Raw genomic sequence first — 12,209 nt, forward strand, 5'->3', positions numbered from 1 at the left:
CCCGGCCACCCATAGAATACACTGTCGTTGGGTGGCCGGGTGGGGGAGCGGGCCGGTGCCGCCTAACTGAAAACGACTCTAGCCCCCAAACCCTTGCACTCTCTCCCTGTCGCGCCGATGTAGCGGGCTAATACGCTGAACATCAATCAACCGGGGAAACACGTGGCCGATCCTTACGCAACCTTGGGAGTCTCGCGCGGGGCCAGCGAGGATGAGGTGAAAAAGGCGTATCGCAAGCTCGCGAAAGAGCTGCATCCCGACCGCAACCGCGACAATCCCAAGGCCGCGGAGAAGTTCGGCACGGTGACGCAGGCCTATGACCTGCTGATGGACAAGGACAAGCGCGCGCGCTTCGACCGGGGTGAGATCGACGGCGACGGCAACCCGACCTCGCCGTTCGGAGCCGGCTTTGGCGGAGCGCGCGGCGGGCCACAGGGCGGGTTTCGTCCCGGCGGCGCGCAGTTCGACTTCGGCGGCGGCGGCGATGCCGGGTTCGAGGATATTCTTGAGGGGCTGTTCGGCGGCCGTGCCGGCGGCGGACAGCCCGGCGGAGGCTTTTCCAGCGGCTTCGGCCGCCGCCCCCCGCCAGCCAAGGGCGCGAACGTCGCCTATCGCCTGCGTGTCCCGTTCGAGGATGCCGCCGCGCTCAAGCAACAGCGGATTCAGTTGCGTGACGGATCGACCATCGACCTGAAACTGCCGAAGGGCGTCGAAACCGGCACCCAGATGCGCCTCGCCGGCAAGGGTGATGTGGGGCCGGGCGGCAATGGCGACGCAATCGTCACGATCGAGGTGGAGCCGCACCGCTTCTTCACCCGCGACGGCGACCATATCCGTCTCGATCTGCCAATTACGCTCAAGGAAGCAGTCGCGGGCGCGGCGGTGCGCGTACCGACGCCTGAAGGCGCCGTGAACCTCAAGGTTCCGGCGGGGTCGAGCTCGGGCAAGACGCTGCGGCTCAAGGATCGCGGCTTCCACGGCAAGACGGCGCGAGGCGACCTGCTCGTCACGCTGATGATCGAAATCCCCGGCGCCGACCCGAAGCTCGCCGAGTTCGTCGCCGACTGGACCGATCAGGGGAACCCGCGCGCACGGCTGGGCGTCTGAACGGATAGCGTGACCGAACCCATCTCCCCCGAATCGCCTGAAGCGCGGCGGCACGGCTTTCACAAAAAGCTGTCGGACCTCGGCGTCACCGATCGGATGATCGTGGTGACCAAGCGGGTGGCGGTGGGTGCCTTCAACGAAGGCTTCACCCACGCCGGCAACCTCGCCTATCTCAGCCTCGTCACCCTCTTCCCCTTCTTCATCGTCGCGGCGGCGATCGCGCGGCTGTTCGGTCGCACCGGCGACGGGCTTCAGGCGGTCAGCGCATTCCTGCAGACGGTCCCGCCCGAGGTCGCCAATCTGCTGCGCCCGGCAATTATCGAGGTGCTGGAGGGGCGTTCGGGCTCGCTGCTGTGGCTCGGCGCGCTGGTCGGGCTGTGGACCACATCGGGGTTCATCGAAACGATCCGCTCGATCCTGCGTCAGGCTTACGGCATCCCGTCGGTGACACCCTTCTGGCGGCTCAAGCTGGCGGCGATCGGCATGGTGATCGCGTCGGTCGTGCTGGCGATGATGGCATTCAGCTTTCAGGTCATCTTGCTCGGCGTGGAGCAGTTCATCTGGCGCTTCCTCCCATTCGCATCGGGCACCGCACAGATCCTGTCGATTTCGCGGATCGCGCCCGCGATCGCGCTGTTCGCTGCGATGTATATCCTGTTCTACACGCTGACCCCGTCGCGCTACCGCAAATCGGGCTGTCCGAAATGGCCCGGCCCTGCCTTCGTCACCGCGTGGTGGATGGGCTGCACGACTGCGCTTCCCTTCGTGATCGGCACCTTTGGCGGCTATGGCCTGACCTATGGCAGCCTCGCTGGCGTGATGGTCGCGCTCATCTTCTTCTTTCTCATTGGCTTTGGCGTCGTTATCGGCGCCGAGCTCAACGCCGCGCTGGCAGAAACGCCCGATAACGGGTTAGAGAAGCCGCAAGAGGGACCGGAGGGTAAGACGTGACCGGATTGATGCAGGGTAAACGCGGGCTCATCATGGGGCTCGCCAATGATCGTTCGCTCGCCTGGGGCATCGCCAAGAAGCTGCGCGAACAGGGCGCGGAACTGGCGTTCAGCTATCAGGGCGAAGCGCTGGAGCGGCGCGTGCGCCCGCTCGCTACCGAGCTGGGCAGCGATTTCCTGATCGAATGCGACGTCAGCGACATGGCCGAACTCGACAAGACCTTCGACACGCTGGCGGAGCGCTGGCCGACGATCGACTTCGTCGTCCACGCGATCGGCTTTTCGGACAAGAACGAGCTGCGCGGTGGCTATGTCGACACCAGCCTCGACAATTTCCTGATGACGATGAACATCAGCGTCTATTCGTTCGTCGCTGTGGCCAAGCGCGCGAGCGCGATGATGCCGAACGGCGGATCGCTGCTGACGCTCAGCTATTACGGCGCCGAAAAGGTCATCCCGCACTATAACGTGATGGGCGTGGCCAAGGCGGCGCTGGAAACCAGCGTCCAGTATCTCGCGGTCGATCTCGGTCGCGACAATATCCGCGTCAACGCGATCAGCGCCGGGCCGATCAAGACGCTCGCCGCATCGGGCATCGGCGACTTCCGCCTGATCCTCAAGTGGAACGAGCTGAACGCGCCGCTCAAGCGCAACGTGACGATCGAGGATGTCGGCGGCGCTGGCCTCTACCTCCTCTCCGACCTCGCCTCGGGCGTGACCGGCGAGACGCATCATGTCGACGCCGGCTACCACGTCATCGGCATGAAGGCCGAAGACGCCCCGGATATCGCGCTGGCCTAGCGGTGAGTCGCTCCGACGACTTTCACGACGGCATCGGGCGACCGATCGTTCGGTCGGGCTGCATCGTGACGGGGCTTCTCATCGTGGCGGTTGTTGCCACATTCCTGACCCGGAACGGAAACTGGTTTTTGGGGGTGATGCTGGGCGGATGTCTTGTGCTTTTCGTGACGGACCGCTGGATAAGGCCAAACAAGAGTCAGGAGAACGCTGCTCGCAGACGTTGGTTTGGGATCGACCGGTGAGGACCAAATGACCATCGCCATCCGCCCCGCGACCGGCGGTGACGTCGCCGCGATCGATGCGCTGCTCCGGCGCAGCTTTCCTGCGGCGGATGAGGCGAACCTCGTTCGCCAGTTGTGCATCGATGGCGACATGGTGCTGACCCTGGTCGCGGATGACGATGAAACCGGCGCGCTCGCGGGCATGGTCGCGTTCAGCCGCATGGCGGTCGCCGTCAACGACGTGCCCCTTGCCGCCGTCGCGCTCGCGCCGGTCGCGGTCGAGGCGGCGTATCGCCAGCAGGGCGTGGCCGAGGCACTGATCGCCGCCGGGCACCAGCATCTTGGCGATGCCGGCTATCTGCTCAGCTTCGTGCTCGGCGATCCGTCTTATTATGGCCGCTTCGGCTATGCCGCCGACCTCGCGCGCGGGTTCGACTCGCCCTATGCCGGGGACTATCTGATGGCGCTGGCACTGCAGGACGGAAAGCTGCCGTGCGGCGTGCGGGGTGTTGCCAGCCATGCGGCGGCGTTTGCGGCGCTTAGTGAGAATGTTTGAGGTCAACGCCAACTGGGCGGTGTTGCTGCTCGGCTTTTTCAGCGGCCTCTCGCATTTTGGTATCGCTCGGAAAAATGGCCTGCCGGTTCAACGCGCCCTGGGCCGGACGGCATCCATGACTGCTTGGCATGTCGCGGCTAGCTTTGTCTGGTTGTTAGCGCTCAATGCCCTTGGTTTATATTGGGCGTCGCTCGCGGGAATTGGTGTCGGTATCCTTGTGGGGCTTGCAGCGCTTGTAGTGCTTCTTGCTTCCCAATCTCTTCGGCATCGGCGAAGGCACTGGAAATGAGCTTCAACACCTTCGGCCGCGTGCTGCGCTTCACTACCTTTGGCGAAAGCCATGGCCCCGCAATCGGCGCCGTGGTCGATGGCTGTCCGCCGCGCCTCGACCTCAGCGAAGCCGATATCCAGCCCTTCCTCGACAAGCGCCGCCCCGGCCAGTCCCGCTTCACCACCCAGCGGCAGGAGCCGGATCAGGTGCGCATCCTGTCGGGCGTGTTCGAGGGGCGGACGACCGGCACGCCGATTGGCCTGTTGATCGACAATGTCGACCAGCGCTCAAAGGATTATTCGGAGGTCGCGAGCGCCTATCGCCCCGGCCATGCCGACTATGCCTATGACGCCAAATACGGCTTTCGCGACTATCGCGGCGGCGGGCGCTCTTCGGCACGCGAGACAGCGATGCGCGTCGCGGCGGGGGCGGTCGCGCGCAAGGTGATCCCGGAAGTCACCATCACCGCCTGGGTCGAAGCGATTGGCGGCGAGGCGATCGACTATGCCAAGTTCGATGCCGCGCAGATTGGCAACAACCCGTTCTTCTGTCCCGATCCCGATGCGGCGGCGCGCTGGGAACAGCTGGTGGACGATGCGCGCAAGGCCGGCTCGTCGCTCGGCGCAGTGATCGCGTGCGAGGCGACCGGCGTTCCGGCGGGCTGGGGCGCGCCGCTCTACGCCAAGCTCGACAGCGAGCTGGCGGCGGCGATGATGAGCATCAATGCGGTCAAGGGCGTCGAGATCGGCGACGGCTTTGCGGCGGCTGCGCTGTCGGGTGAGGCCAATGCCGACGCGATGCGGCCGGGCGCGAATGGCCCCGAATTCCTCGCCAACCATGCCGGCGGCATCGCGGGCGGCATCTCGACCGGTCAGCCAGTGCGCGTGCGCGTCGCGTTCAAGCCGACCAGTTCGATCCTCACGCCCGTAGAAACGATCAACCGCGACGGCGCGGCGACCGAAATCCGTACCAAGGGTCGCCACGACCCCTGCGTCGGCATTCGCGGCGTGCCGGTGGTCGAGGCGATGATGGCGCTGGTCCTCGCCGACCAGAAACTGCTCCACCGCGCGCAGTGCGGCTGAACGCTTTGCCTGACGCGCGCTACGGCTGACGGCCAAAGCGAGCGCGCGGAGGGACGGGGCGAGGAACCGGATTGCGACCGGGGTGCATTGGCGCGCGTTCAATTTGCGCCGTGTAACCAGGAGTATCCCATGCGCCACAAGACGCTGTTCAGCCTCATCGCCCTGTGCGGATCGTCCGCTGCCCTCGCCGCAATCGGAACGCCGCAGATCGAACCGCCGCTCCAGAACGACATGACCAACCAGGTCGCGCCCGACGACACCACCGCGCCCGAAACGCTGTCGAACGCGACCGATGTCGAGCCGAGCGCGCAGCCGGCCGATCCGACGCAGGATGGGACCGAGACGACGCCGGAGCCCAATTCGACCTACTATTGAGACGTTCGTCCCCCGGGCGTGGCCAAGCCGCGTCCGGGCGGGTTTCGCTCCCCTCCCGGAACGGGAGGGGTTGGGGGAGGGGCGCGCGTCTGCGCGCTTCAAAGACTCTAAAACCCGGCGCGACAAAAAAGCGGCGGTCGAGGCATCGAGCCTCGTCCGCCGCTACACCCTCCCCTGGCCCCTCCCTGAAAGGGAGGGGAAACGGTTGTTTCGACCCGACGATCAGTCCGCGAACGGATCGCGGACCAGGATCGTGTCCTCGCGCTCCGGGCTGGTCGAAACCAGCGCGACTGGGCAGCCGATCAGCTCTTCGATCCGCCGGATATACTTGATCGCCTGCGCCGGCAGCTGCGCCCAGCTGCGCGCACCCGCGGTCGATTCGCTCCAGCCCTCGATCTCTTCATAGACCGCGACGGCGCGCGCCTGATCCTGCGGGCTGGGGGGCAGATAGTCGTAATGCTTGTCGCCGACGGTATAGCCGGTGCAGATTTTCAGCGTCTCCATCCCGTCGAGAATGTCGAGCTTGGTCAGCGCGATACCGGTGACGCCGCTCAGCGCGACCGACTGGCGCACCAGCACTGCGTCGAACCAGCCACAGCGCCGCTTGCGGCCGGTGACCACACCGAATTCGCGCCCGCGCGTGCCGAGCAGCTCGCCGATCTCGTTATCCTGCTCGCTCGGGAACGGGCCGGAGCCGACGCGGGTCGTGTACGCCTTGACGATTCCCAGCACGAAGCCGACCGACCCCGGGCCAAGGCCGGAGCCCGACGCCGCCGCGCCGCTCACCGTGTTGGACGAGGTCACGAACGGGTAGGTGCCATGATCGATGTCGAGCAGCGCGCCCTGTGCGCCCTCGAACAGGATGCGCTTGCCCGCTTCCTTGGCGCCCTTCAGCGTCAGCCACACCGGCGCGGCATAGGGCAGCACCGACGGCGCGATCTCGCGCAGTTCTTCAAGCAGGCGATCGCGGTCGATCGGCGGCTGGCCGAACCCGGCACGCAGCGCATCGTGATGCGCGCACAGCCGATCGAGCTGCGGCCCGAGATCGTCGAGATGCGCAAGGTCGCACACCCGGATCGCGCGGCGGCCGACCTTGTCCTCATAGGCCGGGCCGATGCCGCGTCGCGTGGTGCCGATCTTACCCGAACCGCTGGCATCCTCGCGCAGCGCGTCGAGGTCGCGGTGGAAGGGCAGGATCAGCGGCGCGGTCTCGGCGACCTGCAGCGTCTCGGGCGTGATCTCGACGCCCTGCGCGCGCAGCTTTTCGATCTCGTCGCGGAAATGCCATGGGTCGAACACCACCCCATTGCCGATCAGCGACAGTGTCCCGCGCACCAGTCCGGACGGGAGCAGCGACAGCTTGTACACCTTGTCGCCGACGACCAGCGTGTGGCCCGCGTTGTGCCCGCCCTGAAAGCGGACCACCAGATCAGCGCGGCTGGCGAGCCAGTCGACGATCTTGCCCTTGCCCTCATCGCCCCATTGGGCGCCGATCACCGCGACGTTCGCCAAATTCCCGATCCTTTCAGCTTCAATCAGGCGGCACCGGCCCGCTCCCCCACCCGGCCACCCAACGGCAGTGTATTCTATGGGTGGCCGGGTGGGGGAGCGGGCCGGTGCCGGTTCGGCGCAAGCCGAACACGATTCAAATCGCGGCTCCCCTAGAGCGCGCGCGCCGCTACGTCCAGCATCGCGCGGTCAGCTGTCGAGCGCAGCGCGGACCTTTGCGGCGAGCTGGGCCACGCCGAACGGCTTGGCGATCAGCGCGGCGGCGATCCCGGCGTCGGTGGTGATCGCATTCTCATCGGGGGTATAGCCGCTGGTGTAGAGCACCTTGAGCCCCGGCTGGCGCTCGCGCGCACGGCGGGCCAGCTCGTCGCCGGTCATCTCCGGCATCACGACATCGGTGAACAACAGCGAAATCGGCTGCTGCCCGCGCGCCATGATGCGCAGCGCCTCGATCCCGTCGGGCGCCTGAAGGACGGTATAGCCCAGCTCACGTAGCGCCTCGACCGAATGGTTGCGCACCCGCTCCTCATCCTCGACCACCAGCACCACCTCGTGCGCCGACCCGACGCTCAGGCCCGCATCGCCGCTCGCCGACGCAACCGCGTCGGGCGCCTTGTCATGACGCGGCAGCAGCAGCGTGACGCGCGTGCCCCGGCCCGGCGCAGTGTCGATCGCGACATGCCCGCCCGACTGGCGGGCAAAGCCGAACACCTGGCTCAGGCCAAGGCCGGTGCCCTTGCCCACGCCCTTGGTGGTGAAGAACGGGTCGAACGCGCGCGCCGCGACCTCCTCCGACATGCCGGAGCCCGTGTCGGCGACGGTCAGCGCGACATAATCGCCCGCTTCCAGCCCCAGCTCGCCCGCTTGGCCTGCGTCGAGCGTGCGGTTGGCGGTCTCGATCGTCAGCCGCCCGCCATCGGCCATCGCGTCGCGCGCGTTGACCGACAGGTTGAGGATCACATTCTCGAGCAGATTGGGGTCGGCGAGCGCGGTCGCAAGCTGGCCCTGTAGCCGCGTCTCGACCGTCACCTTCTCGCCCAGCGTCCGCATCAGCAGGTCGATCATGCCCGAAACGAGCGCGTTGATGTCGAGCGGCACCGGCGCCAGCGGCTGCTGCCTCGCAAAGCCAAGCAGGCGCTGGGTCAGTGCCGCAGCGCGGGTCGCGCCATCCTTGGCGGCGACGATATAGCGGTCGAGGTCGGTCGTCCCCTGCGCGATCCGGCGTTCGAGCATGTCGAGCGATCCGATGATCACCGCCAGCATATTGTTGAAATCATGCGCGATGCCGCCGGTCAGCTGGCCGACCGCCTCCATCTTGTGCGCCTGACGCAGCCGCTCTTCGGCCGCCATCAACTGGCCGGAGCGCTCCGCCACCGCCCGCTCCAGTTCCTCGCGCGACCGCGTCAGCACCTCGCGCGCATCGACGATGTCCTGAATGTCGGTGCAGGTGCCGAACCACCGCGTGATCGCCCCGCTTTCGTCGCGTACCGGCTGCGCGCGCCCCAGCACCCAGCGATACACGCCGCTGTGATGCCGCAGCCGATATTCGATGTGATAGGGGTCACCGCTGGCGAGGCACTGCGACCACATCTCCCACGCCCGCTCCTGATCGTCGGGATGGAAAATCCCGCTCCACGCTTCGCCGTCGGTCGATCCATAGGGAACGCCGGTGAACTCGTACCAGCGGTCGTTGAAATAATCGTGATAGCCGTCGGGCAGGGTCGACCACACCATCGGGTCGATCGAATTGGCGATGGCGCGAAACTTGGTCTCGCTTTCGCGCAGCGCGATCACGGCAGCGGCGCGTTCGACTGCGTCCCAGGCCGATTCCGCCACTGCCTCGATCAGCGCGACCTCTTCCGGCCGCCACTGGCGTGGTTCCGCCTGATTGGCATAGAGGCTGGCGACCCAAACCCCGCCACGCATAAGCGGAACGCCGACCGCGGCGGGAGAATAGCGCGACAGGTCGCTGCCGACGAAGCGCGGATCATTGGCGGCATCGTGCGTGACCAGTGTCAGGCCCTGCCGATACATCGCATTGGCCGCGCCCATATCGAGCCGCTGCGTTCCTTCAAGCGAGGGCAGCTTGCCGGTGGTGGCGCAGGGGCCGAACTGGACCCTTCCTTCGTCGGCAACCCGGTAGAAGCCTACCCGATCCAGCCCCAGCCGCTCGGCGATCGCCCCGGCGCTCAACCGCATGATCGCATCGGGCGAATCGAGCGCGCGCTGGCGACCCGCCAGATCGAACAGGAACGCCTGATCCTGCGTCGCTGCCTCAAGGTCGGCGGCCGCCTTGCGCGCGGCGTCCTCCGCCTCGCGCCGCTCGGTGATCTCGAAAATGACCCCGGGGAAGCGCACCGCGCGACCCTCGGCATTATAGGTGCAGCGACCCTGCGCGGTGACCCAGCGCACCCGGCCATCGGCAGCGACCAGCCGATACTCGCTCGAAAAGCGGTCGCCGCTGCGGATTGCCTGACCGACTTCGGCCAGCAAGCGCTGCACGTCATCGGGGTGAACCTGGTTGATGAACGTTTCGCTGGGCCCGCCGCGCTCGGCCAGCGCCGGATCGACCCCGTAGAGCCCGGCCAGACGCGCATCGGTGCGCAGCTGGTCGGTGGTCAGGTCCCAGTCCCACACGCCGACGATGTTCGTAGCCTGCAGGGCGAGTTGCAGCCGTTCCTCGCTCGCACGCAACTGCGTTTCGGCGACGACCCGTTCGGTGACGTCGTTGACCTCGACGAAGATCGCCGTGGTTGCGCCGACCCCGTCCTTGATCGGCTGATAGACGAAGTCGAGCATGCGCGTTTCGGCGACGCCGCTGCGGATCAGCTCGACGGGCTGGCCAGTCGCGCGGAACGCGGTGCCCGTCGTGAACACGGTGTCGAGCAGCTCGACAAAGCCCTGTTCAACGACCTCGGGCAGAGCCTCTGCCACCGTCTTCCCAATCAGACCGCCGCGTCCGGTCAGCGCGTGATAGGCAGGATTGGCTAGAGCGAAGACATGATCCGGCCCCTCCAGCAACGCGACCGCGCCTGGCGCTTGCTGGAACAGCTCGTGTAGCCGTTCGATCTCCGCGCGGCGCTCGCGTTGCGCCAGCACGGTCGCGGTCGTCTCATTGCCCTGGTTGAGAATGCCGCACACCTGGCCGAATTCGTCGCGGATCGGGGTGAAGCTGTAATTCCAATAGGTTTCGCGCGGAACGCCGTCGCGCTCCATGTCGAGCCGCTGGTCGTAGGTCGCAAAGCCCCGTCCCGTCGCGATCACCTGCGCGAATTGCGGGCCGACCACGTCCCAGATTTCGGGCCAGACATCCTGCCCGCGTTGCCCCAGCGCGCCGGGATGCCGCTCCGCCGGGATCGGTGCCCAGGTGTCGTTGTAGAACAGCCGCAGCTCCGGACCCCAATAGATCGCGGTCGGCATTTCCGAACCAAGGCAGATGCCAAGCGCGAAACGGAGCGTCTGCGGCCAGCTGTCAGGCGCGCCGAGCGGGTTCGCGGACCAGTCATGCTCCCGAATGCGACGACCCATATCGCCGCCTTGCTCCAGGAATCGAAGCTCGGAATACATGTGTTCAGCGTTGCGGGTTGCGTCCGCGCCTGTCAATGCGGGTTGGGCAAGGACTCGCCGAAAACCAGACGGTTAGAGAGGCGGGCCAGGAGCAGGAGAAGCAGCGTGAAACTCGCCAGTCTGAAACAGGGTCGCGATGGTCGCCTCGTCGTCGTGTCGAGCGATCTCGCCTGGTATGCCGATGCGGGCCATATCGTCGGGACGTTGCAGGCCGCGCTCGACGATTGGGACCAATATGAGGGCGCGTTGCGCAACCTCGCCACCGATCTCGACCATGAAGTGATCCCGCGTGAGCGCTTCCATGAGCGCGATGCCGCCGCGCCGTTGCCGCGCGCCTATCAATGGGCCGATGGCTCGGCTTATGTGAACCATGTCGCGTTGGTGCGGCAGGCGCGCAATGCCGAGATGCCCGAAACCTTCTGGCACGATCCGCTGATGTATCAGGGCGGCAGCGACGGGTTTCTCGGGGCCCGCGACCCGATCCCGCTCGCCGATGAAAGCTGGGGCTGCGACCTCGAGGCCGAAGTGGTGGTCGTCACCGGCGACGTGCCGCTGGGCGCGAGCCGTGAGGAAGCGCTGGCGGCGGTGCGGCTGGTCGGCCTCACCAACGACGTGTCGCTGCGCAATTTGATTCCCGGCGAGCTGGCCAAGGGCTTCGGCTTCTTCCAGTCCAAGCCGGCCAGCGCCTTCTCGCCGGTGTTCGTCACCCCGGATGCGCTGGGTGACTGGTGGCAGGACGGAAAGCTGCACCGCAAGCTGATGGTCGACCTGAACGGCCAGCCCTTCGGCCGCGCTGAAGCGGGCGAGGACATGACCTTCGACTTCGGCACGCTGATCGCGCATGCTGCCAAGACGCGCGCACTCGGCGCCGGCACGATCATCGGATCGGGCACGGTGTCGAACCGCGATGCCGATGGTGGTCCGGGCAAGCCGATCGCGCAGGGTGGCGTCGGCTATTCCTGCCTCGCCGAGGTGCGCACCGTCGAAACGATCGTGACCGGCAAGGCCGAAACCCCGTTCCTGAAGGCCGGCGACACCGTCCGCATCTGGGCCGAGGACGACAAGCACCACCCGATCTTCGGTGTGATCGAACAGACCGTCGGGGGATAGGCCGGCGATGTGCAACGAACAGGCACGACGGGTGGCGTTGGGTCTGTTGCGGGACGACATCAACGACCTGCGCATCCCGGTCCATTTCCCCGAAGGCCTGCCCAATCTGGAGCCGACCGACAGCATCCGCATCACCGACCGGAACGTCATCCTGCGCGCGTCGCCGGTCGGTGGGGCAGAGCTGGTGGTCCGGCGGTGGAGCTGGCCGGGAACGCATGGCAAGCCGGTGTACAATCTCCGCTCGGACGGGCGGCGCTTCGACCGGGGGCGCTGCCTGATCGTGGCGGATGCGTTCTTCGAATTCAGCGATCCCGCGCCGGACGCCGCTGGGCGGCGACCGCGGCGCAAGCGCAGATGGCGCTTCGAAAAGCGGGGCGAGCCATGGTTCGCCATCGCCGGCATCTGGCGCGCACACCCGGAGGTTGGCGAGGCCTATACGATGCTCACCATCCCGCCGGGCGCCGATGTCGCGCCCTATCATGATCGCCAGGTGGCGGTGATCGAGCGGCGCGATTTCGAGGAGTGGCTCGACCCCGACGCCCGACCCGAACATCTGCTACAGCCGCCCGCGCCGGGCAGCTTCGATGTCAGTGAGGTGGTGGCTCCGGTTGGGCAGTGAACCTGTAAACGACTGCGTTCAGCGCGATGGGTGGAGGGTCT

At 66.6% G+C, this 12,209-nt stretch carries 11 protein-coding genes; 9 read left to right on the top strand and 2 right to left on the bottom strand.

What is annotated here, in order from left to right:
* The first annotated feature begins 162 nt into the window (after positions 1-162).
* The 7 genes from VGN66_RS04030 (at position 163) to VGN66_RS04060 (ending at position 5,363) form a co-directional block, all read left to right on the top strand.
* Positions 163-1,107: a DnaJ C-terminal domain-containing protein gene (locus VGN66_RS04030; protein WP_327517578.1), complete on the top strand. Its 945-nt coding sequence runs from the start codon at positions 163-165 to the stop codon at positions 1,105-1,107.
* Between the two features lie 9 nt (positions 1,108-1,116).
* Positions 1,117-2,058 (top strand): YihY/virulence factor BrkB family protein, encoded by a 942-nt coding sequence (locus tag VGN66_RS04035; RefSeq protein ID WP_327517579.1) that lies wholly within the window; start codon positions 1,117-1,119, stop codon positions 2,056-2,058.
* Positions 2,055-2,858 (top strand): enoyl-ACP reductase FabI, encoded by an 804-nt coding sequence (gene fabI, locus VGN66_RS04040; RefSeq protein WP_327517580.1) that lies wholly within the window; start codon positions 2,055-2,057, stop codon positions 2,856-2,858. Before VGN66_RS04035 ends, fabI begins: the two co-directional genes overlap by 4 nt.
* Positions 2,859-3,107: 249 nt before the next feature.
* Positions 3,108-3,635 carry an N-acetyltransferase gene (locus VGN66_RS04045; protein ID WP_327517581.1) on the top strand — a complete coding sequence of 176 codons (528 nt, stop codon included), beginning with the start codon at positions 3,108-3,110 and terminating at the stop codon, positions 3,633-3,635.
* Complete coding sequence (locus VGN66_RS04050; RefSeq protein WP_327517582.1) at positions 3,628-3,924, top strand: hypothetical protein; 297 nt, start codon at positions 3,628-3,630, stop codon at positions 3,922-3,924. Before VGN66_RS04045 ends, VGN66_RS04050 begins: the two co-directional genes overlap by 8 nt.
* Positions 3,921-4,988, top strand: a complete 1,068-nt coding sequence (gene aroC / locus VGN66_RS04055; RefSeq protein WP_327517583.1) for a chorismate synthase — start codon at positions 3,921-3,923, stop codon at positions 4,986-4,988. The genes VGN66_RS04050 and aroC overlap by 4 nt, the downstream gene beginning before the upstream one ends.
* A gap of 129 nt (positions 4,989-5,117) precedes the next feature.
* Positions 5,118-5,363, top strand: coding sequence for a hypothetical protein (locus tag VGN66_RS04060; RefSeq protein WP_327517584.1), 246 nt, complete (start codon positions 5,118-5,120; stop codon positions 5,361-5,363).
* A gap of 222 nt (positions 5,364-5,585) precedes the next feature.
* Here VGN66_RS04060 and VGN66_RS04065 read toward each other — a convergent pair whose 3' ends face one another.
* Together VGN66_RS04065 and VGN66_RS04070 are read right to left on the bottom strand one after the other, a co-directional pair.
* Positions 5,586-6,875: an adenylosuccinate synthase gene (locus tag VGN66_RS04065; RefSeq protein ID WP_327517585.1), complete on the bottom strand. Its 1,290-nt coding sequence runs from the start codon at positions 6,873-6,875 to the stop codon at positions 5,586-5,588.
* Positions 6,876-7,061: 186 nt separating this feature from the next.
* Positions 7,062-10,439: a PAS domain-containing protein gene (locus VGN66_RS04070; RefSeq protein WP_327517586.1), complete on the bottom strand. Its 3,378-nt coding sequence runs from the start codon at positions 10,437-10,439 to the stop codon at positions 7,062-7,064.
* A 105-nt stretch (positions 10,440-10,544) separates the two neighbouring features.
* On the opposite strand from VGN66_RS04070, the gene VGN66_RS04075 reads away from it, so the two are divergent.
* Together VGN66_RS04075 and VGN66_RS04080 are read left to right on the top strand one after the other, a co-directional pair.
* Positions 10,545-11,549, top strand: a complete 1,005-nt coding sequence (locus VGN66_RS04075) for a fumarylacetoacetate hydrolase family protein (RefSeq protein ID WP_327517587.1) — start codon at positions 10,545-10,547, stop codon at positions 11,547-11,549.
* Between the two features lie 7 nt (positions 11,550-11,556).
* The gene (locus tag VGN66_RS04080) at positions 11,557-12,168 is read left to right on the top strand and encodes an SOS response-associated peptidase family protein (RefSeq protein ID WP_327517588.1); all 612 of its coding nucleotides are present in this window, start codon (positions 11,557-11,559) and stop codon (positions 12,166-12,168) included.
* Positions 12,169-12,209 lie beyond the last annotated feature (41 nt).

The sequence above is a fragment of the Sphingomonas sp. genome, from assembly GCF_035998645.1.
Taxonomy (GTDB): Bacteria; Pseudomonadota; Alphaproteobacteria; order Sphingomonadales; family Sphingomonadaceae; genus Sphingomonas.

Bases quoted from the DNA above. Each gene is read 5' to 3' on its own strand.
- VGN66_RS04045 (WP_327517581.1), top strand. From the start codon at position 3,108: ATGACCATCGCCATCCGCCCCGCGACCGGCGGTGACGTCGCCGCGATC.
- VGN66_RS04050 (WP_327517582.1), top strand. From the start codon at position 3,628: ATGTTTGAGGTCAACGCCAACTGGGCGGTGTTGCTGCTCGGCTTTTTC.
- aroC (WP_327517583.1), top strand. From the start codon at position 3,921: ATGAGCTTCAACACCTTCGGCCGCGTGCTGCGCTTCACTACCTTTGGC.
- VGN66_RS04060 (WP_327517584.1), top strand. From the start codon at position 5,118: ATGCGCCACAAGACGCTGTTCAGCCTCATCGCCCTGTGCGGATCGTCC.
- VGN66_RS04070 (WP_327517586.1), bottom strand. From the start codon at position 10,439: ATGTATTCCGAGCTTCGATTCCTGGAGCAAGGCGGCGATATGGGTCGT.
- VGN66_RS04080 (WP_327517588.1), top strand. From the start codon at position 11,557: ATGTGCAACGAACAGGCACGACGGGTGGCGTTGGGTCTGTTGCGGGAC.